Source organism: Sphaerisporangium rufum (assembly GCF_016863395.1).
GTDB lineage: Bacteria > Actinomycetota > Actinomycetes > Streptosporangiales > Streptosporangiaceae > Sphaerisporangium > Sphaerisporangium rufum.
Genome location: NZ_BOOU01000046.1, coordinates 21549 through 46773, shown reverse-complemented (window position 1 = coordinate 46773; position 25225 = coordinate 21549). Strand labels below are relative to the sequence as shown.

The window sequence follows — 25225 nt, the reverse complement described above, 5'->3', positions numbered from 1 at the left end:
CAGGCAAACTCTCTGATTCCTCCTCGCCGCGCGGGACGCGCGGGCGATCGTGCCGGTGGTGGTCTGCCACCGGACCGCTCTCCCCCGCCCTGGCGGGCGGCGACGCGGCCTGGCGGCCTCGGCCGTCTGGCGGCCGGACGTCTCAGTCGGACAACTTCACTCCGCCGGCCACCAGATCCACCCGCAGCAGGTTCTCCTGCTCGCGGGTGGCGTCGACCAGCGGTGACCGTACCGGGCCGACCGGCCGGCCGACCAGGCGCAGCGCGGCCTTCGCCATGATCGCGCCCTGGGTGCGGGTCATGATGCCCGCGATCACCGGCAGCAGCCGCCGGTGCGTCTCCCGGGCGCCCTCGACCCGCCCGGTGAGGTAGAGGTCGATCATCGAGGCCAGTTCGCCGCCCACCACGTGACCGACGACGCTGACGAACCCGCAGGCGCCCACCGAGAGCCAGGGCAGGTTCAGCGCGTCGTCGCCGGAGTAGAAGGCGAGGTCGGTGGCCGCCATCACCTGGGAGGAGGCGAAAAAGTCGCCCTTGGCGTCCTTCACCGCCACGATGCGCGGGTGGGCGGCCAGCCGGATCAGCGTCTCGACGGCGATCGGGACGCCGGTGCGGCCCGGGATGTCGTAGAGCATGACCGGCAGGCCGGTCGCGTCGGCCACCGTGGTGAAGTGCCGGTGGACGCCCTCCTGCGGCGGCTTGCTGTAGTACGGCGTCACCAGCAGCAGGCCGTGCGCACCGGCGCGCTCGGCCGACCGGGCGAGCGCCACCGAGTGCTCGGTGTCGTAGGTGCCGGCTCCGGCGATCACGGTCGCCCGGTCCCCCACGGCCTCCACGACCGCGCGCAGCAGCATGGCCTTCTCGGCGTCGCTGGTGGTCGGGGACTCTCCGGTGGTGCCGCTGACGACCAGGCCGTCATTGCGCTGCTCGTCGACGAGATGGGCGGCGAGGCGCTGGGCGCCGTCGACGTCGAGGGCCCCGTCGGCGGTGAAGGGCGTGACCATCGCGGTCAGCATGCGGCCGAAAGGCGCGTCGGAGGTTCCGGTGGGCGATGCCATAGACCGAACGGTACCCGGATCCGGCCGGCCGGTGGACCCCGCCACCCCGGTTCGCGGCACTCGTCCGCGTCATCCGCTTATGAAATGGTAAGCGAAGGATATCGGGCGGCCGCCGCGGACAGGCCGGGCCACAAGGGTAGAGGCCGCCGATATGTGCTCGGGGGTACACACATCGACGACCTCTATCCCTGAGATCGGACCGCCTTACGGGCGTGTTACACGCTTCTGCCAACAATTTTCCGCCCGGCCGGCCGGACCGGCACGCCCGGCGCCGGCCGCCGGACCGCCGGCAGGACGAGCCTGGTCAGGACGTCCTTGCGGCCGGGGCCGCCGCGCCATCTTCACGTCACGATTCGGCAAAGCACGCGTCGGTAAAGTTGGGACTCCAAGGCGGTACGGCTACGCACGGTCGTCGTCCGGTTACGGCAGGATAATGAAACGATCTCGAACGCCGTTAGGGATGGACGGATGACTGGAAACGACCCGGTGTACCTCCGCGTGGTAGAGGAGCTGCGGGCACAGATCGCGGACGGCACGCTGCCGCCAGGCGCGCCCATCCCGTCCCGGGCCCAGCTCACCCAGCGCTTCCGGGTCGGCGAGACCGCCGCCCGGCACGCACTGCGCGTGCTCGCCGCCGAAGGCCTCATCATCGGCCGGGTGGGCTCGGGCCACTACGTCCGCGAGAAGTCCGTCCTCTACCCGCTGCAGCGGGGCCGGCACCTCGACCACGACGCGCCGTTCGCGGCCGATCTGCAGGCCGGTGGCCACCGGGCCACCTGGGACTGGCGCAGCGAGCAGGTCCGGGCCGGCCGCGAGGTCGCGCGGCGGCTGCGGGTCGCCGACGGCACCCCGGTGGTCCGCACCCGCTACGTCTTCCGCGCCGAGGGCCGCCCGATGCAGCTGGCCACCTCCTACGAGCCCGCCGAGCTCGGCCGGACCGGCCCGCTGCCCGATGAGGGCACCGGCGCCCGCAAGAGCCTGCCGGCCCGGATGTCCGCCGCGGGCATCAAGGTGACCGATGTCCGGGAGAGCGTCCACACCCGGGTGCCGCAGCCCGCCGAGAGCGACCTGCTCGACCTGCCCACCGGGGTGCACGTGCTGCACATCGAGCGCACCCACTGGTCCGGGGACCGTCCGCTGGAGATCAGTGACATCATCGTGCCTGGTGACCGCTTCCGCCTGGTCTACTCACTTCCGCCGGGTTCCTGATCCGCCGGGAACCGGCGATGGCGCCGGATGTCACGCCGTGCTGCCCTACAGTGGCCGCATGTACCGGCCGGCCGAGCTGCTCCGCGACCTCGTCAACACCCACGACGTCGCGAGCGGCACCGACGGGCTGGCCGCGCCGGCCGATCTCACCGGCTGGCTCCGCGACCGCGGCCTGGCCGCCCCCGGCGAGCGCGCCACCGACGACGACCTGATGCTCGCCGTCGACCTGCGGGAAGGCCTGCGTGCCGCGCTGTGCCCCGCTCCCGTGCCGTCCGGCCTCCCGGATACGGCGGGCCCCGCCGCGCGGCTGGCGGCCGCCCTGGCCGCCGTGCCGCTGCGGGTCACCCTGGCCGGCGGCGTGCCCGGCTGCGAGCCGATCGCCACCGGAGCGGCCCGCGGCGTCGGGCTGATCGCCGCCGCCGTCCTCGGCGCGCACGCCGACGGCGACTGGCCGCGGCTGAAGGTCTGCGCCGAGCACACCTGCCGGTGGGCGTTCATCGACGCCTCCAAGAACCGCTCGCGCGCCTGGTGCTCGATGCGGGTGTGCGGCAACCGCACCAAGACCCGCGCCTACCGCGCCCGCCGGCAGATCGCCGCTTCCTGAACGTCGCCGGGCCACGGTGCGCCCGCCGGTCGCCCGCCCGATACGGTGTGGGCAGACGAAAGGGGACGGCGGAATGGCAGATGTGGGGGTGCGGCCCGCCCGGCGCGAGGACGCTCCGGCGGTGGCGGCCACCCAGATCCGGGCATGGAAGGCCGGTTACCGCGACCTGCTGCCCGAGGCCGCGCTCGCCCAGATGACCGGGCCCGCCGCCGAGGAGCTGTGGCGCCGGCAGTGGGAGGAGGCGGTCGTGACCCCGCCGACACCCCGCCACCGGCTGCTGGTGGCGGTGGAGGCGGAGGACGTCCTCGACCAGGTGGCCGGCGGCCCGGGCGGCGGGCGCGTCGTCGGGCTCGCCTCGCACGGGCCCGCCGAGGACCCGGACGTGGAGCCCGGCACCACAGCCGAGCTGCTGACCCTGCTGGTGGACCCCGATCACATCCGCCGCGGGCACGGCAGCCGGCTGCTCAACGCCACCGTCGACCACCTGCGCGAGGACGGCTTCACCACCGTGGTCACCTGGGCCTTCGCCGAGGACTCCGCGACGCTCGGCTTCCTGGAGTCGGCCGGCTGGGGCCCCGACGAGGTCGAGCGGGTCCTCGACATGGAGCGGCCGATCCGCATGATCCGCCTGGCCACCGACATCGCCTGACCCGCCCGGCACCGTTCACATCGTCCGGCCGGTGGCCTCAGGGGCCGCGGCGTCCGACCTGCCGAGGTCTCCGCCCTCAGATCGCCAGACCCACCGCGAACAGCAGGCCGAAGACCAGCTGGAGCCGGCCGGTCTGCTGGAGCGTGGCGATGAGCGCGGGCCCGGTGGCGCCGCCGCGCACCGCCCGCACCGGCGGGACCGCCAGCGGCAGCGCCAGCACGGTCAGCACCGCGAACGGCCGCCAGACCGCCAGCGGCAACGCGATACAGAACGGCAACAGCAGGCATGCGACGTACAGCACCCGGGTGCGGGCGTCGCCCAGCACCACGGCCAGCGTGCGCTTGCCCGCCGGTCCGTCGGTGGCGATGTCCCGCAGGTTGTTCACCACCAGCAGCGCGCAGGCCAGCAACCCCACCGGGACGGCGGCGGCCACCGCCGGCCAGGTCAGCCGCTCCGACTGCACGTAGGCCGTGCCGGCCACCGCGACCAGGCCGAAGAACACGAAGACCGAGATCTCGCCGAACGCCCGGTAGCCGTACGGGCGGCTGCCGCCGGTGTAGAACCACGCCGCGGCGATCGCCACCGCGCCGACGACCAGCAGCCACCACGCCCTGGTGACCACCACCAGCGCCAGCCCGGCCCCCGCGGCGGCCAGGAAGCACCCCAGCGCGGCGAGCAGCACCGCGCGCGGCGCGGCCACCCCCGAGCCGACGAGCCGCAACGGGCCCACCCTGCCCTGGTCGGTGCCGCGCACGCCGTCGCTGTAGTCGTTGGCGTAGTTCACCCCGACCTGCAGCGCCAGCGCGACGAACAGCGCGATCAGCGCCCGCCACCACACCGCGTCACCGTCGCCCGCCGCCACCCCGGTGCCGACCGCCACCGGCACCACGGCCGCAGGGAGCGTACGCGGCCGGGCACCGGCCAGCCACTGAGCAGCTGTCGCCAACATCATCTCCTGGGGTGGGCGTGGGGAGTGTCAGAGGTCCAGGAGGTGCTCCAGGCCCAGGGTGAGGCCGGGCCGGTCCCGGACGCGGCGCACCGCGAGGAGCACTCCGGGGGTGAAGGAGGAACGGCTCATCGTGTCGTGCCGGATGGTCAGCGTCTCTCCGTCGCCGCCGAGCAGGACCTCCTGGTGGGCGATGAGACCGGCCAGCCGGACACCGTGCACCCGCACGCCGTCCACGTCGGCGCCGCGGGCGCCGGGCAGCTCGCTGGTGGTCGCGTCCGGCATGGCCCCGAGACCCGCCGCGCGCCGCGCCTCGGCCACCAGCTCGGCGGTCCGCCGGGCGGTGCCCGAGGGCGCGTCGGCCTTGTTCGGGTGGTGCAGCTCGACGATCTCCACCGAGTCGAAGTAGCGGGCGGCCTGCTGGGCGAAGTGCATCATCAGCACGGCGGCGATGCCGAAGTTGGGGGCGATCACCGCGTTGACCCCGGGGTGGGCGGCCAGCAGGTCACGCACGGCGGCCAGCCGGCCGGCGTCGAACCCGGTGGTGCCCACCACCGGGTGGACGCCGTGCTCAACGCACCATTTCAGGTTGTCCATGACGACATCAGGGTGGGTGAAGTCGACGACCACCTCGGCGGCGGACAGCGCCTCGATCGAGTCGCCGACGTCGACCGCCGCCACCAGCTCCATGTCATCGGCCGCGTCCACGGCCTTGCAGACCTCTACCCCGACCCGCCCGCGCGCGCCCAGAACTCCGACTCTGATCACAGCCGCCAAGCGTACCGGGTCCCCCGAGACCACCCCCCGCCCCCCACCGGCCCAGGAGCACCCCCCGGCCCAGCAAGCCGTCCACCCACAGCCGGCCCCTCCCGGGCCGGTTCGGGCTAGAAGGCGCCCGAACCCGCAAGCGGCAGCGAGCAATTAAACACTGAACTGCTTGTCGGCGTAGGGGCCGATGACGGCGAGGGTCATCGGCTGGGAGAGGATCTGGGTCGCCACCGCCGCCACCTCGTCGGGGGTGACGGCGTCGATCCGGGCCAGCAGGTCGTCCACCGACAGCAGGGTGTCGTAGACCAGCTCGCTCTTGCCGATCCGCGACATGCGCGAGCCGGTGTCCTCCAGGCCGAGCACCAGGCCGCCCCGCATCTGTCCCTTGCCCCGGGTGATCTCCTCTTCGGTGATGCCGTCGGCGATGACCCGGGCGATCTCCTCCCGGCAGATCTTCAGCACGTCATCGATCTTCCCGGGCAGGCAGCCGACGTAGATGCCGAACTGGCCGGTGTCGGCGTACTGGGCGGTGAAGCTGTACGCCGAGTAGGCCAGCCCGCGCTTCTCGCGGATCTCCTGGAACAGGCGGGAGGACATGCCGCCGCCGAGCGCGGCGTTCAGCACGCCGAGCGCGAACCTGCGGTCGTCGGTGCGCGACATCGCGGTGGTGCCGAGCACCAGGTTGGCCTGCTCGGTGGGCCGGTCGACGACCCGGACCCCGGCCCGGGGGGCGGCGCCGGGCCCCGACAGGCGGGGCGGATGCGGGTCGAGCGTGCCGCCGAGCGCGCCGGCGCGCTGGTAGGCCGCGGCCACCAGCTCGACGACCCGCTCGTGGGCGACGTTCCCGCAGACCGACACCACCGTGTGCGGCGGCCGGTAGTAACGCTGGTAGTACTCGGCGATCCGCTCGCGCGAGAGCGCGTTGATCGACTCGACCGACCCCAGGATGGGCCGGCCGAGCGGGGTGTCCCCGTAGATCTCTGCGGAGAAGTGCTCGTGCACGGCGTCGGAGGGGTCGTCGTCGTGCATGGCGATCTCCTCAAGGATCACGCCGCGCTCGGACTCGACGTCCTCGGCGGTGATCAGAGAGGAGGTGACCACGTCGGCGAGCACGTCGATGGCCAGCGGGAGATCCTCGTCGAGCACCCGCGCGTAGTAGCAGGTGTACTCCTTGGCGGTGAACGCGTTGATCTCGCCGCCGATGCCCTCGATCGCCGCGGAGATCTCCAGGGCGTCGCGGTTCGGCGTGCCCTTGAAGAGCAGGTGTTCCAGGAAGTGGGTGGCCCCCGTGTGCTCGGGGGCCTCGTCCCGCGACCCGATGCCGACCCACATGCCGACCGCGACGGAGCGCACGGTCGGCATGGTCTCGGTCACCACGCGAAGCCCGCCGGGCAGGACGGTACGCCGCACCACCCCGGCGCCCTCCCGGCCGGGGTGCAGAGTGGTGGTCGTCACGAGTTGCGGTCGTCCCGTCCGCCCCGGGTGCGGGCGCGGCGCGGCCGGTCGCCCCGGTCCCCGCGGTCGCCCCGGTCACCACGGTCGGCGCGCTCGGCACGCTCCTCGCGCGGCTCGGCCTCGGCCTGGTCCACGCCCTCGCCGTCGCCACCGCCCGGAGCCTTCTCGGCCTCCTTGTCGATGACCTCGACCGGCACCAGCGAGAGCTTGCCGCGGGCGTCGATCTCGGCGATCTCGACCTGGATCTTGTCGCCGACGTTCATCACGTCCTCGACGTTCTCGATGCGCTTGCCGCCGTGCAGCTTGCGGATCTGCGACACGTGCAGCAGGCCGTCCTTGCCGGGCAGCAGGCTGACGAACGCACCGAAGGCGGCGATCTTGACGACCGTGCCCAGGTAGCGCTCCCCGATCTCGGGCATGTGCGGGTTGGCGATCGAGTTGATCGTGGTGCGGGCCGCCTCGGCCGACGGGCCGTCGGTGGCGCCGATGTAGATCGTGCCGTCGTCCTCGATGGTGATCTCGGCGCCGGTGTCGTCCTGGATCTGGTTGATCATCTTGCCCTTGGGGCCGATGACCTCGCCGATCTTGTCGACCGGGACCTTGATCGTGATGATGCGCGGCGCGGTCGGGTTCATCTCCGCCGGGGAGTCGATCGCCTCCTGCATCACGTCGAGGATCGCCAGCCGGGCGCCACGGGCCTGCTTCAGCGCCGCGGCGAGCACGGTGGCCGGAATGCCGTCCAGCTTGGTGTCGAGCTGCAGGGCGGTGATCACGTCACGGGTGCCGGCGACCTTGAAGTCCATGTCGCCCATGGCGTCCTCGGCACCGAGGATGTCGGTCAGCGTGACGAACTGGTCGCCCTCGCCGATCAGGCCCATCGCGATGCCGGCGACCATCTCCTTGAGCGGGACGCCCGCGTCCAGCAGCGCCATCGTCGAGGCGCACACCGAGCCCATGCTGGTGGAGCCGTTGGACCCCAGCGCCTCCGACACCTGGCGGATGGCGTACGGGAACTCCTCGCGGCTGGGCAGCACGGGGATCAGCGCCCGCTCGGCCAGCGCGCCGTGGCCGATCTCGCGGCGCTTGGGGGAACCGACCCGGCCGGTCTCACCGGTGGAGTACGGCGGGAAGTTGTAGTTGTGCATGTAGCGCTTGGTGCGCTCGGGGTTGAGCGTGTCGATCATCTGCTCCATGCGCAGCATGTTCAGCGTGGTGATGCCCAGGATCTGGGTCTCACCGCGCTCGAACAGCGCCGAGCCGTGCACCCGCGGGACCACGTGGACCTCGGCGCTGAGCTGGCGGATGTCCTTGGGACCCCGCCCGTCGATGCGCACGCCCTCCTTGATCACGCGCTCGCGCATGAGCTTCTTGGTGAGGCTGCGGAACGCCGCGGAGATCTCCTTCTCCCGGCCCTCCAGGTCGGCGCCGAGCTTCTCCAGCGCCAGCGCCTTGACCCGCTCCAGCTCGGTCTCGCGCTCCTTCTTGCCGGCGATGGTCAGCGCGGAGGCGAGCTCGCTCTTGACGGCCCCGGCGACGGCCTCGTGCACGTCCTCCTGGTAGTCCAGGAAGATCGGGTACTGGGCGGTCTCCTTGGCGGCGACCTGGGCGATCTTGTTCTGCGCCTCGACCAGCACCTTGATGAACGGCTTGGCGGCCTCCAGGCCCTCGGCCACGGTCTCCTCGGTCGGGGCGACCGCGCCCTCACGCACCAGCTTCAGGGTGTCGCGGGTGGACTCGGCCTCGACCATCATGATCGCGACGTCGCCGTCCTCCAGCACCCGGCCGGCCACGACCATGTCGAAGGTCGCGCCCTCCAGCTCGGTGTGGGTCGGGAACGCCACCCACTGGCCGCTGATCAGCGCCACCCGGACGCCGCCGATGGGGCCGGAGAACGGCAGCCCGGCCAGCTGGGTGGACAGGCTGGCCGCGTTGATCGCCACCACGTCGTACAGGTGGTCCGGGTTCAGTGCCATGATCGTGGCGACCACCTGGACCTCGTTGCGCAGTCCCTTGACGAAGGACGGGCGCAGCGGCCGGTCGATGAGGCGGCAGGTCAGGATGGCGTCCTCGGACGGACGGCCCTCCCGCCGGAAGAACGAGCCGGGGATGCGGCCCGCGGCGTACATCCGCTCCTCGACGTCGACGGTGAGCGGGAAGAAGTCCAGGCTCTCCTTGGGATGCTTGGACGCGGTGGTGGCGGACAGGATCATCGTCTCGTCGTCCAGGTGGACGACGGCGCTGCCCGCCGCCTGGCGCGCGAGCCGCCCGGTCTCGAACCGGATGGTACGCGTACCGAACGAACCGTTGTCGATCACGGCTTCCGTGCTGTGGACACCCTCCACGGGGTACCTCCTTACAGGTAGGTCGCCCGCGCCCGGCTGGTCGCGCTTCGCTCGGCGACCCGGCCGGGCGCTTCGCCCGCGGCCGGACCGCTGGTGCCTGACTCCGTCGAGCCGGCTTCCCGTCGTGTGCAGCGCCGGTCTTCGATCGAAGCGCCCGGGTTCACGGCGTGCGCGCCGTCGACATCCGGAAGCCACTACCGAGGACCGGCCCGCAGGCGTCACGGGAACGCGCATCATGTGCGGGACGCGGGGCACTTTCTCGGCTGTTCAATTGTCGTGCTGAAGGCCAGTCTGCTCGGCGCGGGCACCGGCGTCACCGGTGACGCGCCGACCAGATTCTCCATATCAGGAGGCCTTTGCCCTGATATGAGGGAAGGAGCGGCGCGGAGCCGCTCCCTTCCACATTAGCGGCGCAGGCCGAGCCGCTCGATGAGCGACCGGTAGCGCGTGATGTCCTTGCTCATGAGGTACTTCAGGAGCCGGCGACGGCGGCCGACCAGGAGCAGCAGCCCGCGGCGGCTGTGGTGGTCGTGCTTGTGCGTCTTGAGGTGCTCGGTGAGCTCGCTGATGCGCTTGCTCAGCAGAGCGATCTGCACCTCCGGGGAGCCGGTGTCACCGTCTCCGGTGCCGTACTCCTCGATGATCTGCTTCTTGGCGGCGGTGTCGAGCGACACGGCTCTCCTTCGTTTCACTATGGGCACACGTGACAGATGCGTTCATTGCGACGAACGACCGTGTGTGCCGACAGTCGCCGTCGTAGGAGCGCGGGCAGCGCGCAGCGCGCCGGAACCACGCCGACACGTCAGGCTACCACCGCCGCGCGGCAAAGCGTGTTTCGATCACCCGGCGGTGAACCGGCGGGCCTCGTCGACGTCCCGGCGCATCTGCTCCACCAGCTCGTCCACCGAGCCGAACTTCAAGGTGGCGCGCAGCCGCCGGCCGAAGTCGACGACCACGTGCGCCCCGTAGAGGTCGAGATCGTCCCGGTCCAGCGCGTACGCCTCCACGGTGCGCGCCACCCCGTCGAAGGTGGGGTTGGTGCCGATCGAGATCGCCGCGGGCCACCGCCGTCCCTGGTCCGGCGAGGGCGACTGCACGCACTCCAGCCAACCCGCGTACACCCCGTCCGCCGGGATGGCCGAGGACGGCGGGTGCTCGACGTTGGCGGTCGGGTAGCCGAGCGCCCGGCCACGCTGGTGACCGCGGACGACCACCCCCTCGACCCGGTGCGGCCGGCCGAGCGCCCGGGCCGCCGCCTCGACGTCCCCCGCGGCCAGGCTCTCCCGGACCAGGCTGGAGGAGATCGCCTCGCCGTCGCTGACCAGCGGGACGCCCTCGGCGACGAAGTCGTACTTCTCGCCCAGCTCGCGCAGCGTGTCGAGGCTGCCGGCCGCCTTGTGACCGAACCGGAAGTTCTCCCCCACCACCACGCCCGCGGCGTGCAACCGGTCGACCAGCACCGCCTGGACGAACTCGTCCGGCGTCATCCGGGAGAACTCCAGCGTGAACGGCAGGACGCACACCGCGTCCACCCCGAGCGCGCCGAGCAACTCGGCCCGGTGCCCGGCGGTGGTCAGCCGGGGCGGATGGGCACCCGGGCGCACCACCTCCTCCGGATGCGGATCGAAGGTGATCACCACGGCGGGCAGGCCGAGCTCCGCCGCCAGCGCGACGGCGCGGCCGACCATGCGCTGATGCCCCCGGTGCACCCCATCGAACACGCCTATCGTGACGACGGACCTGCCCCAGTCTCCGGGCACGTCGTCGAGTCCGTGCCAGCCCTGCACCTCGACCTCGATCCTGACTCAGCGTTCCTGTGCCGTTCCTGTGCCGTTCTAGTGCCGCCTCGAGTGCCGGCGTCCCACTACCACGAGCCTGCCACGCGCGCCGGTTCCACGCACGGGCACGAGGGTAGCCCAGCCGCGGCGGCGGCGGACGAACGACCCTGCCCGGCGGCGGTCACCCCGGTGCCTTCAACCCGGAGCCGCACAGCGGGACCACCAGTTCCCCCTCGGCGTACGGCGACCCCGGGACGCGCAGCCGCCGCGCCGCGGCGTAGGCCACCGCGCCGGTCGGCTCCACCCAGAACCCGCGCCGGGCCAGCGCGGCCCGGGCCGCCGTCACCTCCGCCTCGGCGACGGTGACCACCGTGCCGCCGGTCGCCCGGACGATCTCCAGCATCCGGGCGCCGCGCGCGGGCGCGCCGATCGCGATGCCCTCGGCGACCGTCGGCGCCGGCTCGACCGGTACGGTCTCCGCCCGGCCGGCCGCGAACGCGCGGGCCACCGGGGCGCACCGCTCGGCCTGCACGGCCACGATGCGCGGCAGCCGGTCGATGAGACCCGCCGAGCGCAGCCCGGCGAAGCCCAGGTAGGCGCCGATCACCAGCGTGCCGTTGCCGGCCGGCAGCACCAGGGTGGCGGGCGCGGCCTGGCCGAGCTGCTCGAAGATCTCCAGCGCGTAGGTCTTGGTGCCTTCGTAGAAGTACGGGTTGTACACGTGGCTGGCGTAGAAGGCCGCGGTCTCGGCCACCCGGGCGGCGGCGGCCCGCGCGGTGTCCTCGCGGCTGCCCGGCACGGCCGTCACCTCGGCGCCGTGCCCGCGGATCTGCTGGACCTTCTTCTCGCTGGTGCCGGCCGGCACGAAGATCTCGGCCGCCAGGCCGGCCCGGGCCGCGTAGGCGGCGACGGCGGTGCCGGCGTTGCCGCTGCTGTCGGCGACCAGCCGCCGGGCGCCGAGCAGCCGGGCCAGCGCGACGAGCATGACGGCGCCGCGGTCCTTGAACGAGCCGGTGGGCGAGGCGTACTCGACCTTGAGCAGCGTCCGGTCGGTGCCGTCCGCGGCGGCCCGGACCAGCGGCGTCATGCCCTCGCCCAGGCTGAACGCCCGGCCGGGGACCGCGATGGCGTCCTGGTAGCGCCACAGGGTGTGGTCGGCGGGCCGGGGGTTCCAGCTGATCGGCCGCGGCGGCAGGTCCAGCAGGCCGCCGCAGTCGCACCGCCACCGGCCGGCGGCCGGGACGTGCGAGCGCCCGCAGGACGCGCACTGGTAGGCAGGAAGATCAGCGGACATGGGGAGCCCTTCCCGGCGGTGGGGCCGGCGTGCCGTGGGGGTCGGTGCGGTGGGGGTCGGTGCCGTGGGGATCAGGGGACGAAGACCGCCAGCGGCCGGACCGCGCCGCCGCGCTCCTCGGCCAGCGCGAGCAGGGTGCCGTCCGGCCCGAACACGCCGATCGGGCCCGGGCCGAGCCCGGCCGGCCGCAGCCGGCCGCCGTGCGCCACCAGCCGCGCCTGATCCTCGGGGACGTCCATCCGGGGGAAGGCCGCCGCGACCGCGTCCTCGATCGGCAGGATGGCGCAGTCCTGCTCCAGCTGCTCGATCGTGCGGGCCGCCGCCAGGTCGTACGGGCCGACCCGGGTGCGCCGCAGGAACGTCAGGTGCCCGCCGACGCCGAGCGCGGCACCGAGGTCGCGGGCCAGCGACCGGATGTAGGTGCCGCTGGAGCAGCGCACCGTGGCGTCCACCTGGATCACCTCACCGGCGGCGGCGGCCCGGCGGATCCCGGTGACCTCGAAGGCGTGCACCGTCACCGGGCGGGCCGCCAGCTCCACCTCCTGACCGGCCCGGGCGCGCCGGTAGGCACGCTCGCCGGCCACCTTGATCGCGCTGACCTGGGGGGGCACCTGGCTGATCGGGCCGGTGAGCGCGGCCACCCCGGCCCGGATCGCCTCGTCGGTGACGTGGCCGGCCGGTACCTCGGCCAGCGTCCGGCCCTCGGCGTCGTCGGTGTCGGTGGTCGCGCCGAGCCGGAACGTCGCGTCGTAGACCTTCTCGGTCAGCGCCAGGTGCCCGAGCAGCCGGGTGGCCTTCTCCACCCCGACGACCAGCACGCCGGTGGCCATCGGGTCCAGCGTGCCGGCGTGCCCGACGCGGCGGGTGCCGGCCAGCCGGCGCAGCCGGCCCACCACGTCGTGGGAGGTCCAGCCGGCGGGCTTGTCCACCACGACCAGCCCGCTCGGCGGCGCCGGGCGGCGGGCCCGGCCGGCGGTGCCGGCCGGCCGCGGGGCGGCCCGGTCGTCCATGGTGATCTCCTCGTCGGTCGGCCCGCCCCGGGCGGGGCGGTCGGGCGGGGGCTCGCTCACCCGTCGAGCGTGGCGCGCAGCCGGGCCACGGTCCGCTCGGGGGTCTCGTGGGAGGTGAAGCCGGCGGCCCGCACGTGACCGCCGCCGCCCAGCAGCGTACAGGCGCGGCCCACGTCCACCCCGCCCTTGGACCGGGTGGAGACCTGCCAGGCGCCGTCGTCGTCCTCCTTGAGCACGACCGCGACATCCGGCTCGTCGGCCCGGCGGACCACGTCGATGATGCCCTCGCACTCGTCGTAGGGCAGGAAGTGCGCGGCGCGGTCGCCGCGCGTCACGTACGTCCACACCATGCCCGCCCCGCCGGCCGCGCCCTGGTCCAGCACCACCCGCGACAGCGCGGCACCGAGCACCTTCAGATAGGCGAAGGGGGAACGGTCCCACAGCTCGCGGGCGATCTCGTCGGTGCGCAGCCCGGCGCCGACCAGGCGGGCGGCCATCCGGTGCGCCTCCGGCGTGGTGCTGGAGTGCCGGAACGAGCCGGTGTCGGTGACCAGCCCGGTGTACAGGCAGGTGGCGACCTCGCGGTCGATCGGCAGCTCCAGCCGGCCCAGCAGATCCTCCACCAGCACGGCGGTGGCCGCGGCCCCCGGATCGACCAGCGACACGGTGCCGAACCCGGTGTTGGACGGGTGGTGGTCCACCACGATCAGCTCGGCGGCCTTGCCGGCGTTCGGCGCGAGCAGCCCGAGGCGGTCCACCGTCGGCACGTCGAAGCTGATCATCAGCTCCGGCTCGGCCGGGTAGTCCGCCGGCGGGACCAGCAGGTCCTGGCCGGGCAGGAACCGCAGCAGCCGGGGCACCGCGAAGCGCCGGTCGCCGAAGGACGCCACGACGTCCTTGCCGGCCCGGCGCAGCGCGATGCCGAGGCCGAGCATCGACCCGAGGGCGTCGCCGTCCGGCGCCACGTGGCAGACCAGGGCGACGTCGCCCGCGCCGCGGACCAGCTCGGCGGCGCGCCGCCAGTCGGCCTCCCGCACCGGCCCGGCGGGCCGCCCGCCCGCCACCGGCACGCCGGCCATCACTGGGCCGGGGTCCCGGCCCGGCCGGACGGCCCGGCGCCGGCCTCCTCGTCCTCCTCGCCGTCCTCCGGCAGCCGGTAGGGGTCGGCGTCCCCGGCGTGCACCGCGCCTTCGGCCCGCCGGGCGATCTCCTCGTCCCGGGCCTTGGCCTCGGCGAGCAGCTCGTCCAGGTGCCGCGCGCTGTCGGGCAGCGGGTCGTGGCTGAAGGTGATGGTCGGGGTGTGGCGCACGCCGGTCTGCCGGCCCACCTCCGAGCGGATGACGCCCTTGGCGCTCTCCAGGGCGGCGGCGGTGTCGGCCCGCTCGGCCTCGGAGCCGAAGACGGTGTAGAACACCGTCGCGTCGCGGAGATCGGAGGTGATGCGGGTGTCGGTCACCGTCACGAAGCCCAGCCGCGGGTCCTTGATGCGCCGCTCCAGCATCTCGGCGACGACCTGCTGGATGCGGTCGGCGAGTTTACGGGCGCGTGCTGCGTCCACGATCGCGCTCCCCCTCTAGTTCGCTTTACTCGTTAACGACCCGCGGCGGGCCGGAACTTCCCGCGGGCCTTGGTCATCGTCAGTCCTCGTCGTCGCCGATCAGCCGCTGCCGGGCGGACAGCACCTCGATCTCCGGGTGGAAGGCGACCACCCGCTCGCACGCGTCGAGCACCTCGCCGCAGTTGCCCGCGGTCGCCGAGACGACCGCCACCGCGATCTGGGCTCGGCGGTGCAGGTCCAGATGGCCGGTCTCGGCGACCGCCACCGACGGAAAGCGGCGGCGGATCTCGGCGACCAGGGGACGCACCACCGAGCGCTTCTGCTTCAGCGAGCGCACGTCGCCGAGCAGGATGTCCAGCGTCAGAGCACCTATGTACATGGCCGTCACCGCGGCGCCGGGGAGCAGGCCGGTGCCCGCGGGGCGACCCCGCGGGCACCGGCGCACCGCTCACCGATCAGGCGCGCGGCTTCTCCCGCATCTCGAACGTCTCGATGACGTCGTCGAGCTTGATGTCGTTGTACCCGACACCGATACCGCACTCGAAGCCCTCGCGGACCTCGGTCGCGTCGTCCTTGAAGCGGCGCAGCGACGAGACGGTCAGGTTGTCGGCCACCACGACACCGTCGCGGATGATCCGGGCCTTGCTGTTGCGCGTGATCGTGCCACTGCGGACGATGCAGCCCGCGACGTTGCCGATCCGCGGCACCTTGAAGACCTCGCGGACCTCGGCGGTGCCGGTCTGGGCCTCCTCGAACTCCGGCTTCAGCATGCCCTTCAGGGCCGCCTCGATCTCCTCGATCGCCTGGTAGATGACCGAGTAGTACCGGATGTCGACGCCCTCGCGCTCGGCCAGATCACGCGCCCGCACCTCGGGACGCACGTTGAAGCCGATGATGACGGCGTTGTCGTCGGCGATGGCCAGGTTGACGTCGTACTCGGTGATCGCGCCGACCGCGCGGTGGAGCACCCGCAGGCGCACCTCCTCGCCGACATCGATCTTGAGCAGTGCGTCCTCCAGGGCCTCCACCGAGCCGGACACGTCACCCTTGATGATGAGCTTGAGCTCGTCGACCTTGCCCTTCTCCATGTCGCTGAAGAGCTCTTCGAGGGTGCGCCGCCGGCTGGAGCGGGCCATGTCGGCGATGCGCTGCCGGGCCGCCCGCTGCTGGGCGATCTGCCGCGCCATCCGGTCGTCGGTGACCACGATGAAGTTGTCACCGGCGCTCGGCACCGCGGTCAGGCCCAGCACCAGGACCGGACGGGACGGATCCGCCTCGGTGACCTGCGCGCCGCTGTCGTCGAGCATCGCCCGGACGCGGCCGAACGCCTCGCCACAGACGATGGAGTCGCCGACCCGCAGCGTGCCGCGCTGCACCAGCACGGTCGCCACCGGGCCACGGCCGCGGTCCAGGTGCGCCTCGATGGCGATGCCCTGGGCGTCCATGGTGGGGTTGGCCCGCAGGTCCAGCTCGGCGTCCGCGGTCAGCAGGATCGCCTCGAGCAGGTCGTCGATGCCGAGGCCCTGCTTGGCGGAGATGTCGACGAACAGCGTCGAGCCGCCGTACTCCTCGGCCACCAGGCCGTACTCGGTGAGCTGGGCCCGCACCTTGCTCGGGTCCGCGCCCTCCTTGTCGATCTTGTTGACCGCCACCACGACCGGGACGTTCGCCGCCTGGGCGTGGTTGAGCGCCTCGATCGTCTGCGGCTTCACACCGTCGTCGGCGGCCACCACCAGGACGGCGATGTCCGTCGACTGCGCGCCGCGGGCCCGCATGGCGGTGAACGCCTCGTGACCCGGGGTGTCGATGAAGGTGATCTTCCGGTCGATGCCCTCGTGCTCCGCCGACACCTGGTAGGCGCCGATGTGCTGGGTGATGCCGCCCGCCTCGCGGGCCACCACGTTGGTGTTGCGGATCGCGTCCAGCAGCCTGGTCTTACCGTGGTCGACGTGACCCATGACGGTCACCACCGGCGGGCGCGCCGCCAGGTCGGCCTCGTCGCCCTCGTCCTCGCCGAACTCGATGTCGAAGGACTCGAGCAGCTCGCGGTCCTCCTCCTCCGGGCTGACGACCTGGATGGCGTAGTTGAGCTCGGCACCCAGCAGCTGCAGGGTCTCCTCGTTCACCGACTGGGTGGCGGTCACCATCTCGCCGAGGTGCAGCATGATCTGCACCAGCGACGCGGGGTTCGCACCGATCTTGTCGGCGAAGTCGGCCAGCGAGGCACCGCGCGGCAGGCGCAGGGTCTGCCCGGTACCACGCGGAACCTGCACGCCGCCGATCGACGGCGCCTGCATGTTGTCGAACTCTTGACGGCGCTGGCGCTTGGACTTGCGACCGCGCGTCGGGCGCCCGCCGGGCCGCCCGAAGGCGCCGGCCGTACCACCGCGACCGCGGCCACCGCCACCGCCGGGACGGCCGGCGAAGCCGCCGCCACCGCCCGTGCCGACACCGCCACCGGGACGGCCGCCCGCACCGGTGCGCGGGCCGCCGAAGCCGCCGCCACCACCGGGACGCCCGCCGCCGCCACCCGGACGGCCACCGCCGCCACCGGGACGGCCACCGCCGCCGCCGGCGCGACCGCCGCCACCACCGGGGCCGCCCTGGCCGGGACCGGCCGGACGCGAGGGCATCATCATCGGGTTCGGCCGCGGACCGCCGGGGCGCGGACCGCCGGCACCCGGGCCACCGGGACGCGGACCACCGGCACCAGGGCCGGGACGCGGGCCACCCGCGCCGGGACCCGGGCGCGGACCACCGGCGCCGGGCGGGCCGGAACGCGCGCCGGGCGGCCGCGGCATCCCGCCGTCGCGGGCGCCGTCGCGGCGCGGCTCGCGAGGACCGGCGTCCCGCGGGCCACCGTCGCGGCCGGGCGGGCCGCCCTCGCGGCCGGGACGCGGCGGGCGCTGGCCCATGCCGCTCGCGGTCGAGGAGAACGGGTTGTTACCCGGGCGCGGGCCGCGCGGGCCCGGCTTCGGGCCGCCCGGACGCGGCGCGCCGGACGACGGGGCACCGGAACGCTGACCGCCCGGGCCGGACGGCGCGCCGGGGCGCTGCGCCGGACCGGGACGCGGGCCCGGCCTCGGCCCCTGACCGGGACGGGCGCCCGGCGCCGCGGGGCGCGCGGCGTCGCCGCGCGGAGCCTCGGCGCGCGGAGCGTCGCCGCGGGGTGCCTCGGCGCGCGGAGCCTCGGCACGGGGTGCCTCGGCGCGCGGCGCCTCGAACCGGGGCGCCTCGGTGCGCGGCGGCTCGGGACGCGACGGCGCCGGCGGGCGCGGCGACTCCGGCCGCGGCGCCGGCCGGGGCGCCTCCTGCTGCTGGGACTGGCCCGGGTGCGGCATCGGCACCGGCGGGCGGGGCGTCCCGGCCGCGGGACCCGGCCGCGGGCCGGGACGCGGTGCGGGACCGGGACGCGGCGCCGCCTGACCAGGCGCGGCCGCGCCGTTTCCGGGCTGCGGGACCGGACGCGGGGCCGGCTTCGGGCCACCCCGTCCGCCGCCCCGGGAATCGGAGGATCCTCTGGAGAACGCCTCCGTAAGCTTGCGGACCACCGGCGCTTCGATAGTCGAAGACGCCGATCGCACGAACTCGCCCATTTCCTGGAGCTTGGCCATCACGACCTTGCTCTCTACTCCGAACTCCTTGGCGAGCTCGTAGACTCGGACCTTCGCCACTGCACTCCCTAACTCGGCCCGGGAGGCTGTGCCGCCGGACCGTCGCTACCTAGACGTACTCATCGCCGCATGCTCATCAGGCGCTCATCGCTATCTGACCCGCCCATCGACTCGGCGTCCTACATGACAGTTGGTAACCATTCACCCGGTCCTACTCGGCGTCAAGCCCCGCCAGCGAAGCCCGCAGACGCGACACGTCGAGCGCCCCCGCGACGCGAAATGATCGCGGAAACGCCCGGCGGCGTTCGGCGAGCTCCAGACAGTGCAGTACCGGATGCACATACGCACCCCGGCCCTGCGACCGGCCACGGCGATCTGGGACGATCACGCCCTCGACCACCACCAGGCGGAGCAGCTCGGACTTTACCGTGCGAACCCGGCAACCCACGCATGTTCTCAGCGGGGCGGCCCGGCCACCGTCTTCAAGCTTACCTCGTGGACGCATCGGCAGGACCGACCGCATCCCCCGTAGCGGCTTGGGTATCGGGATGGATGTCGATCCGCCAGCCGGTGAGGCGCGCGGCCAGCCGGGCGTTCTGCCCCTCCTTGCCGATCGCCAACGACAGCTGGTAGTCCGGCACGGTGACCCGGGCGACCCGGGCGTCGGGGTCGACGACCTCCACCAGCGAGACCCGCGCGGGCGACAGCGCGTTGCCGACGAACTCCGCCGGGTCCTCCGACCAGTCGATGATGTCGATCTTCTCGCCGTGCAGCTCGGTCATCACGTTGCGCACCCGCGAGCCCATCGGGCCGATGCAGGCGCCCTTGGCGTTGACCCCGCCCCGGCGGGACCGCACTGCGATCTTGGTGCGGTGGCCGGCCTCGCGGGCGATCGCGGCGATCTCCACCGTGCCGTCCGCGATCTCCGGCACCTCCAGCGCGAAGAGCTTCTTCACCAGGTTGGGATGGGTGCGCGACAGGGTGACCGACGGTCCCTTGTGCCCCTTCTTCACCTGGACGACGTAGCAGCGCAGCCGCTCGCCGTGGGTGTACTCCTCGCCGGGCACCTGCTCGTTGTGCGGCAGGATCGCCTCGATCTTGCCGAGGTCGACCAGCACCACCCGCGGATCCTTGCCCTGCTGGATCACCCCGGCCACCAGCTCACCCTCGCGGCTGGCGAACTCACCGAAGTTGATCTCGTCCTCTGCGTTGCGCAGTTGCTGCAGGATGACCTGCTTGGCGGTGGTCGCGGCGATCCGGCTGAAGTTGCTCGGGGTGTCGTCGTACTCGCGCACGACCTGCCCCTCCTCGTCCAGCTCCGCCGCCCAGATGGTGACGTGCCCGGACTGGCGGTCCAGCTCGGCGCGCGCCTTGGCGGCCGCGCCCTCGGAACGGAAGTAGGCGATCAGCAGCGCGTCCTCGATGGCCTTGACGACCAGGTCGAACGAGATGTCCTTCTCCCGTTCGAGGCTGCGCAGGACGCTCATGTCGATGTCCACAAGGCTCCCCCTAGCCCTCGTCGCCGTCGTCGCCGGCGGCCATATCGTCGTCGAACACCTCGTCATGCCGACGGAGCTCCACCTGGACGCGGCCCTTGGCCAACGCGTCCCACGCCAGCAGCCGGCGCGTGCCGTCGACGGAGAGCTCGACCCCGTCGTCGCCGACGCGGGTGATCCGGCCCTCCACCGAGGTGCCGTCGCGCAGGGCGGCCTTCACCAGCCGGGTCCGGGCACGGCGCCAGTGCCGCCGCTCGGTCAGCGGACGGTCGACTCCGGGCGAGGAGACCTCCAGGACATAGGGGTTGTCGCCCATCACACCGTCGCCGTCGAGCGCCTCCGACACCCCTCGGCTCACCTCGGCGACCTTGTCCAGGCTCACGCCGCCGTCGCCGTCCACCACGACGCGAAGCACCCGCCGCTTGCCGGCAGGAGTGATCGTGACGTCCTCCAGGTCCAGTCCCTCGGTCGCCACGACGGGTTCCAGAAGCTTCATCAGGCGGTCACGTCGAGCGTCTGCGCCCATGCTGACCTCCCAGTTGAATATCGGCCGTCGCTCACGACGGCCGAACGCGTACCTCGCCCCAACGGTTCACCAGCCTATCGACACCGGGGCACGGAAAGAGCGCCACTCGGTTACCCACCGGGTGACGCGCCGTACGATGCTATGTGCCCAGCGACGAAAAGCCGTCATTCACCGGAGGAACCGTGCGCCAGCGTGCCGTTTCCCGGCGCGCGGTGCTGCGCGGCACCGCCGCCGGTGCCGTCGCGGCCGCGGCCGGCTGTGCCACGCGCGAGCCCGCGCCACCCGCCGCGCCGCCGGCGCCGGACCCGCAGACGGTGCTGCTGACCGGTGTGATCGCCGAGAAGGAGCACCTGGCGGCCCTGTACCGGCAGGCCGCCGCGGCGGCCGGCACCGCGCCGGCGGCGGCGCTGGCGCCCTTCCTGCAGCGCACCGAGGCGCAGATCGCGGAGCTGCGCCGGCGGCTGCCGCCGGGCGCCGCCACCCCGCCGCCCACCCCGCCGCCCACCCCGCCGCCCACTCCGCCGGCCGCCACCGGCTCCCCCGGCCCGGCCGGTGGCACCGCGTCGCCGGCGCCGGAGAAGATCACCATCGGCATGCTGCGCGACCTGGAGCGGCGGGCCGCCGCCGCCCGGCCCCGTCAGATCGGCGGGCTGTCCCCCTCGCTCGCCCAGCTGCTCGCCTCGGTCGGCGCCTGCGAGGCCGCGCACGCCGTCGCCCTGAAGAAGGTGCAATGATCGACGCACTGCGGGGCCTCGCCACGGCGCTGGCCGCCGAGCACACCGCCGTGTACGCCTACGGCGTCGTCGGCGGGCGCACCCGCGGCCGCGAGCGCGACGCGGCGCGCGAGGCGTTCGACGCCCACCGGGCCCGCCGCGACCGGCTCCGCGGCCTGATCATCGCCCGCGGCGGCACCCCGCCCGAGGCGGCCGCCGCCTACGAGCCGCCCTTCCCGGTCGCCGGCGAGACCGACGCGGTCCGGCTGGCCGCCCTGGTGGAGCAGCGGGTCACCGCCGCCTACCTGGAGCTGGCCGCCGTGCCCGACGCCGCCCTGCGCCGGCTGGCCGCGCTCGCCATGCAGGAGTCCACCGTCCGCTCGCTGACCTGGCAGGCCCCGATCAACGCGCTGCCCGGTTTCTGAGAAACGCGAGATCGGGGCGGAACGCGAAAAGCGCGGTGGGGTAAGGGATTCGAGGCCGATTTCGCGTTTGCCGGCCTGCTGGCGGGTAGCTGGAGCTCCATCCGCAGAGCACGGAGGAACAGATGGGCTGGAGTTACCGAAAGTCAGTAAAGATGGGGCCGTTCCGTCTCAACCTCTCCAGGAGCGGTGTGGGACACAGCTACGGCGGGCGTGGCTTCCGGGTCACCAAGACCGCCGACGGCCGGCGCACCCTGACCGTGAACCTGCCCGGTGGCTTCCACTGGAAGAAGACCCTCGGTAGCAGTCGCGGCTGAGCCGGTGACCCCGGCACACCATATGCGCGTGCCGCACGGATTGGACCGGCGCGGTACGTGGAACAAGGGGGGGCCCGCCGCTCCCGGGCAGCGCCGCGGCGAGCCCCCCTTTCCCATGCCTCAGCCGGCCCGGCCGGCCGCCGCGCGCACCCGCTCGGCGGCGGCGTCCAGCGGGACCTCCTCCTTGGCGCCGGTGACGCGGTCGCGCACCTCCACCACGCCCTGGCCGAGCCCGCGACCGACGATGAGGATGGTCGGCACGCCGAGCAGTTCGGCGTCCTTGAACTTCACTCCCGGTGAGACGCCGGCCCGGTCGTCGACCAGCACGCGCAGCCCGCCGGCCGCCAGCTCCTCGGCCAGCCGCAGCGCCACCTCGATCTGGTTCTCCTTGCCGGTGCCGACGATGTGCACGTCGGCGGGCGCCACCTCGCGCGGCCAGACCAGGCCGAGCCCGTCGTGCAGCTGCTCGGCCAGCACCGCGACCAGCCGGGAGACCCCGACGCCGTAGGACCCCATGGTCACCCGGATCGGCTTGCCGTCCGGCCCGAGCGCGTCCAGCCCGGCGGCGTCGGCGTACTTGCGGCCGAGCTGGAAGATGTGGCCGATCTCGATGCCGCGGTCGATGGACAGCGGATGGGCGCACCGGGGGCAGGAGTCGCCGGCGCGGACCTCGGCCGCCTCCACCGTGCCGTCCGGCTCGAAGTCGCGCCCGGCCACCACGCCGGCCGCGTGCACGCCCTGCTCGTTGCCGCCGGTCACCCAGGCGGAGCCGGGGGTCACGCGCGGGTCGACCAGGTAGCGGATGCCGAGCTTCTTGAGCACCTGCGGGCCGATGTACCCGCGCACCAGGCCCGGGTTGCGGGCGAAGTCGGCGGCCTCGAAGATCTCCGGCACGCCGGGGGACAGCGCGGCCTCCAGGCGCTTGAGGTCGACCTCCCGGTCGCCGGGCACGCCGATCACCACGGTCTCGGTCTCGGCGGACCCCGGGGTGCGCACCTTGACGACGACGTTCTTCAGCGTGCCGGCCGCGGTGACGCCGAGGCCGTAGCGGTCGTTGACCAGCTCGACCAGCGACTCGATGGTCGGGGTGTCGGGGGTGTCGAGCAGGGTGAGGGCGGGCGGCTCGCCGGTGACCGCGGGCGGCGCGGGGGTGACCACGGCCTCGGCGTTGGCGGCGTACCCGCAGTTGTGGCAGGCGACGAAAGTGTCCTCGCCGGTGGGGCAGGGGGCGAGGAACTCCTCCGAGGCCGAGCCGCCCATCGCACCGGACATCGCGAAGCAGATGCGGTAGTCCAGGCCGAGCCGGTCGAACATCTTGATGTAGGCCTCGCGGTGCAGCTCGTAGGAGCGCTTGAGGCCGTCGTCGTCCAGGTCGAAGGAGTAGGAGTCCTTCATCACGAACTCGCGCCCGCGCAGGATGCCGGCGCGCGGACGCGCCTCGTCCCGGTACTTCGTCTGGATCTGGTAAAGGACGACCGGGTAGTCCTTATAAGAGGAGTACTCCCCCTTCACCAGGTCGGTGAACAGCTCCTCGTGGGTGGGGCCGAGCAGGTAGTCGGCGCCCTTGCGGTCCTTGAGCCGGAACAGCGTGTCGCCGTACTCGGTCCACCGGCCGGTGGCCTCGTAGTACTCGCGGGGCAGCAGCGCGGGGAACAGCACCTCCTGGCCGCCCATCGCGTTCATCTCCTCGCGCACCACCCGGGCGACGTTCTCCAGGACGATCTTGCCGAGCGGCAGCCACGAGTAGATGCCGGGGGCGACGCGCCGCACGTAGCCGGCGCGGACGAGCAGCTTGTGGCTCGGGACCTCCGCGTCCGCCGGATCCTCACGCAGGGTGCGCAGGAACAGGGTGGACATACGCAGCAGCACGGCTACTCCTCGGTCGCGGGGTTGAGCGGGGTGGACAGGTATACAGGCTATCGACTCCGGCGGGGACGGCGCCCCGGATTAAGGGGTGCCTGCGGCCGGCGCGGGTGGATCTCCCGATACGCGGCGGCCTGTCCCGCTGGCCGGGGAGCCCCGCGATCCGCGACAATCTGGGGACGACACCGCGGGACCGGCGGAGGTCCCGCTAAGGAGGCCGCATGTCGCTCCGCGTGGCGATCGTCGGATCGGGCCCGGCCGGCATCTACACCGCCGAGGCGCTGACCAAACAGGCCGGCGGGCCAGTCGAGATCGACGTGCTGGACCGGCTGCCCACGCCCTACGGGCTGGTGCGGTACGGAGTGGCGCCGGACCACACCTCGATCAAGTCCATCGCCGGATACCTGCGCCGGGTGCTGGAACTGCCCGCGGTGCGCTTCCTCGGCGGCGTCGAGCTCGGCACCGACGTCTCGGCCGGCGAGCTGGCCCGCTGCTATGACGCGGTGGTCTACTGCACCGGCGCCATGGTGGACCGCCGGCTCGGCGTGCCGGGCGAGGACCTGCCCGGCAGCGTCGCGGCGACCGACTTCGTCAACTGGTACTGCGGGCACCCCGACGTGCCGCCGGAGACGTTCACGCTGGACAGCCCGGACGTCGTGGTGATCGGGGTGGGCAACGTCGCGGTGGACGTGGTGCGCGTGCTCGCCCGCACCGCCGAGGAGCTGCGCGCCACCGACGTCCCGCAGGAGGTGCTGGACCGGCTCGCCAAGAGCCAGGTGCGACGGATCCACATGATCGGCCGCCGCGGCCCCGAGCACGCCAAGTTCACCCTCAAGGAGCTGCGCGAGCTGGGCGACCTGGCGAACTGCGACGTCACCGTGCGCCCGGAGGAGGCCGGCGACGGCGACACCGCCGGCCTGTCCCGGCAGGCCCGCGGCAACGTCGAGGTGCTGCGCGACTGGGCGGTGCGGCCGCCGGCCGGCCGGCCGCGGCGGCTGGACGTGCGGTTCTGGCTGCGCCCGGTGGAGATCCTCGGCACCGGCCGGGTGACCGGGGTCCGCCTGGAGCGCACCCGGCTCGCCGACGGCCGGGTGACCGGCACCGGCGAGTACGAGACGATCCCGGCCGGGATGGTGCTGCGGTCGGTCGGCTACCAGAGCGTGCCGCTGCCGGACGTGCCGTTCGACCCGGTGACCTCGACGGTGCCGAACGTCGCCGGCCGGGTCGCCGAGGGGCAGTACGTGGCGGGGTGGCTCAAGCGCGGCCCGACCGGGGTGATCGGCACCAACAAGTCCGACGCCGCCGAGACGGTCCGCACGCTGCTCGCCGACCTGGCCGCCCGCCCGGAGCGGCCGCTGGACCGGCTGGACGACCTGCTGGCCGCGCGCGGCGTGGTCCCGGTGACCTACGACGAGTGGCTGGCCATCGAGGCGGCCGAGGCGGCGCTGGCCGCCACGCTCGGCCGCGGGGAGCACGTCAAGCTGGTCGGCCGTCCGGCCATGTTCGCCGCCTGCCGTCCCCGCTGAGCCGCGTACCCCTGGGCCCGTCCGGCGGCGGGATGTCCGTCCGGGCCGCCGGCTGAGCCGCCCGCCGCACCGTGTCCC

The 25225-nt window shown here is 73.4% G+C and carries 24 protein-coding genes; 7 read left to right on the top strand and 17 right to left on the bottom strand.

Annotated elements, in window-relative coordinates; translation table 11 throughout:
• Nucleotides 1-142 precede the first annotated feature (142 nt).
• Nucleotides 143-1057: a 4-hydroxy-tetrahydrodipicolinate synthase gene (gene dapA, locus Sru01_RS16105; protein WP_203985425.1), complete on the bottom strand. Its 915-nt coding sequence runs from the start codon at nucleotides 1055-1057 to the stop codon at nucleotides 143-145.
• 468 nt (nucleotides 1058-1525) lie between these two features.
• On the opposite strand from dapA, the gene Sru01_RS16100 reads away from it, so the two are divergent.
• The 3 genes from Sru01_RS16100 to Sru01_RS16090 all read left to right on the top strand — a co-directional run bounded on the left by Sru01_RS16100 (nucleotide 1526) and on the right by Sru01_RS16090 (nucleotide 3519).
• Nucleotides 1526-2266 (top strand): GntR family transcriptional regulator, encoded by a 741-nt coding sequence (locus tag Sru01_RS16100; RefSeq protein WP_203985424.1) that lies wholly within the window; start codon nucleotides 1526-1528, stop codon nucleotides 2264-2266.
• Between the two features lie 58 nt (nucleotides 2267-2324).
• Nucleotides 2325-2870 (top strand): CGNR zinc finger domain-containing protein, encoded by a 546-nt coding sequence (locus tag Sru01_RS16095; protein WP_203985423.1) that lies wholly within the window; start codon nucleotides 2325-2327, stop codon nucleotides 2868-2870.
• A 73-nt stretch (nucleotides 2871-2943) separates the two neighbouring features.
• Nucleotides 2944-3519 (top strand): GNAT family N-acetyltransferase, encoded by a 576-nt coding sequence (locus tag Sru01_RS16090; protein ID WP_203985422.1) that lies wholly within the window; start codon nucleotides 2944-2946, stop codon nucleotides 3517-3519.
• Between the two features lie 76 nt (nucleotides 3520-3595).
• Here the strand turns inward: Sru01_RS16090 and Sru01_RS16085 are convergent, their stop codons facing one another.
• The 15 genes from Sru01_RS16085 to rimP all read right to left on the bottom strand — a co-directional run bounded on the left by Sru01_RS16085 (nucleotide 3596) and on the right by rimP (nucleotide 20306).
• Complete coding sequence (locus Sru01_RS16085) at nucleotides 3596-4465, bottom strand: 1,4-dihydroxy-2-naphthoate polyprenyltransferase (RefSeq protein ID WP_203985421.1); 870 nt, start codon at nucleotides 4463-4465, stop codon at nucleotides 3596-3598.
• A 30-nt stretch (nucleotides 4466-4495) separates the two neighbouring features.
• Nucleotides 4496-5233, bottom strand: a complete 738-nt coding sequence (gene dapB / locus Sru01_RS16080; protein WP_203985420.1) for a 4-hydroxy-tetrahydrodipicolinate reductase — start codon at nucleotides 5231-5233, stop codon at nucleotides 4496-4498.
• Nucleotides 5234-5386: 153 nt separating this feature from the next.
• Nucleotides 5387-6688: a M16 family metallopeptidase gene (locus tag Sru01_RS16075; RefSeq protein WP_203985419.1), complete on the bottom strand. Its 1302-nt coding sequence runs from the start codon at nucleotides 6686-6688 to the stop codon at nucleotides 5387-5389.
• Nucleotides 6685-9030: a polyribonucleotide nucleotidyltransferase gene (locus tag Sru01_RS16070; RefSeq protein WP_203985417.1), complete on the bottom strand. Its 2346-nt coding sequence runs from the start codon at nucleotides 9028-9030 to the stop codon at nucleotides 6685-6687. The genes Sru01_RS16075 and Sru01_RS16070 overlap by 4 nt, the downstream gene beginning before the upstream one ends.
• Before the next feature lie 404 nt (nucleotides 9031-9434).
• The gene (rpsO, locus tag Sru01_RS16065) at nucleotides 9435-9704 is read right to left on the bottom strand and encodes a 30S ribosomal protein S15 (RefSeq protein WP_203985415.1); all 270 of its coding nucleotides are present in this window, start codon (nucleotides 9702-9704) and stop codon (nucleotides 9435-9437) included.
• A 165-nt stretch (nucleotides 9705-9869) separates the two neighbouring features.
• Entirely contained in the window at nucleotides 9870-10817 is a 948-nt protein-coding gene (locus Sru01_RS16060) for a bifunctional riboflavin kinase/FAD synthetase (RefSeq protein WP_203985409.1), read from the bottom strand.
• 172 nt (nucleotides 10818-10989) lie between these two features.
• Nucleotides 10990-12102 (bottom strand): pyridoxal-phosphate dependent enzyme, encoded by a 1113-nt coding sequence (locus Sru01_RS16055; RefSeq protein WP_203985407.1) that lies wholly within the window; start codon nucleotides 12100-12102, stop codon nucleotides 10990-10992.
• 71 nt (nucleotides 12103-12173) lie between these two features.
• Nucleotides 12174-13172: a tRNA pseudouridine(55) synthase TruB gene (gene truB / locus Sru01_RS16050; RefSeq protein ID WP_239137475.1), complete on the bottom strand. Its 999-nt coding sequence runs from the start codon at nucleotides 13170-13172 to the stop codon at nucleotides 12174-12176.
• Entirely contained in the window at nucleotides 13169-14191 is a 1023-nt protein-coding gene (locus tag Sru01_RS16045; RefSeq protein WP_203985405.1) for a DHH family phosphoesterase, read from the bottom strand. Before Sru01_RS16045 ends, truB begins: the two co-directional genes overlap by 4 nt.
• On the bottom strand, nucleotides 14191-14673 hold the full coding sequence (gene rbfA, locus Sru01_RS16040) for a 30S ribosome-binding factor RbfA (protein ID WP_203985677.1): 483 nt from the start codon (nucleotides 14671-14673) through the stop codon (nucleotides 14191-14193). Before rbfA ends, Sru01_RS16045 begins: the two co-directional genes overlap by 1 nt.
• A gap of 76 nt (nucleotides 14674-14749) precedes the next feature.
• The gene (locus tag Sru01_RS16035) at nucleotides 14750-15049 is read right to left on the bottom strand and encodes a DUF503 domain-containing protein (protein WP_203985403.1); all 300 of its coding nucleotides are present in this window, start codon (nucleotides 15047-15049) and stop codon (nucleotides 14750-14752) included.
• Between the two features lie 76 nt (nucleotides 15050-15125).
• Nucleotides 15126-18344, bottom strand: a complete 3219-nt coding sequence (gene infB, locus Sru01_RS16030; protein ID WP_203985401.1) for a translation initiation factor IF-2 — start codon at nucleotides 18342-18344, stop codon at nucleotides 15126-15128.
• A gap of 151 nt (nucleotides 18345-18495) precedes the next feature.
• Nucleotides 18496-18789: a YlxR family protein gene (locus tag Sru01_RS16025; RefSeq protein WP_203985675.1), complete on the bottom strand. Its 294-nt coding sequence runs from the start codon at nucleotides 18787-18789 to the stop codon at nucleotides 18496-18498.
• On the bottom strand, nucleotides 18773-19783 hold the full coding sequence (gene nusA / locus Sru01_RS16020; protein WP_239137474.1) for a transcription termination factor NusA: 1011 nt from the start codon (nucleotides 19781-19783) through the stop codon (nucleotides 18773-18775). Before nusA ends, Sru01_RS16025 begins: the two co-directional genes overlap by 17 nt.
• Before the next feature lie 10 nt (nucleotides 19784-19793).
• Entirely contained in the window at nucleotides 19794-20306 is a 513-nt protein-coding gene (gene rimP, locus Sru01_RS16015) for a ribosome maturation factor RimP (protein WP_203985399.1), read from the bottom strand.
• A gap of 182 nt (nucleotides 20307-20488) precedes the next feature.
• On the opposite strand from rimP, the gene Sru01_RS16010 reads away from it, so the two are divergent.
• The 3 genes from Sru01_RS16010 (at nucleotide 20489) to Sru01_RS16000 (ending at nucleotide 21758) form a co-directional block, all read left to right on the top strand.
• Nucleotides 20489-21040, top strand: coding sequence for a hypothetical protein (locus Sru01_RS16010; protein ID WP_239137473.1), 552 nt, complete (start codon nucleotides 20489-20491; stop codon nucleotides 21038-21040).
• On the top strand, nucleotides 21037-21444 hold the full coding sequence (locus Sru01_RS16005) for a ferritin-like domain-containing protein (RefSeq protein ID WP_239137472.1): 408 nt from the start codon (nucleotides 21037-21039) through the stop codon (nucleotides 21442-21444). Before Sru01_RS16010 ends, Sru01_RS16005 begins: the two co-directional genes overlap by 4 nt.
• Before the next feature lie 122 nt (nucleotides 21445-21566).
• Nucleotides 21567-21758: a DUF4236 domain-containing protein gene (locus Sru01_RS16000; protein WP_203985395.1), complete on the top strand. Its 192-nt coding sequence runs from the start codon at nucleotides 21567-21569 to the stop codon at nucleotides 21756-21758.
• A gap of 120 nt (nucleotides 21759-21878) precedes the next feature.
• Here Sru01_RS16000 and Sru01_RS15995 read toward each other — a convergent pair whose 3' ends face one another.
• Nucleotides 21879-23627: a proline--tRNA ligase gene (locus Sru01_RS15995; RefSeq protein ID WP_203985394.1), complete on the bottom strand. Its 1749-nt coding sequence runs from the start codon at nucleotides 23625-23627 to the stop codon at nucleotides 21879-21881.
• 215 nt (nucleotides 23628-23842) lie between these two features.
• Between Sru01_RS15995 and Sru01_RS15990 the strand changes: the two genes are divergently transcribed.
• Nucleotides 23843-25147: an FAD-dependent oxidoreductase gene (locus Sru01_RS15990; protein WP_203985392.1), complete on the top strand. Its 1305-nt coding sequence runs from the start codon at nucleotides 23843-23845 to the stop codon at nucleotides 25145-25147.
• Nucleotides 25148-25225 lie beyond the last annotated feature (78 nt).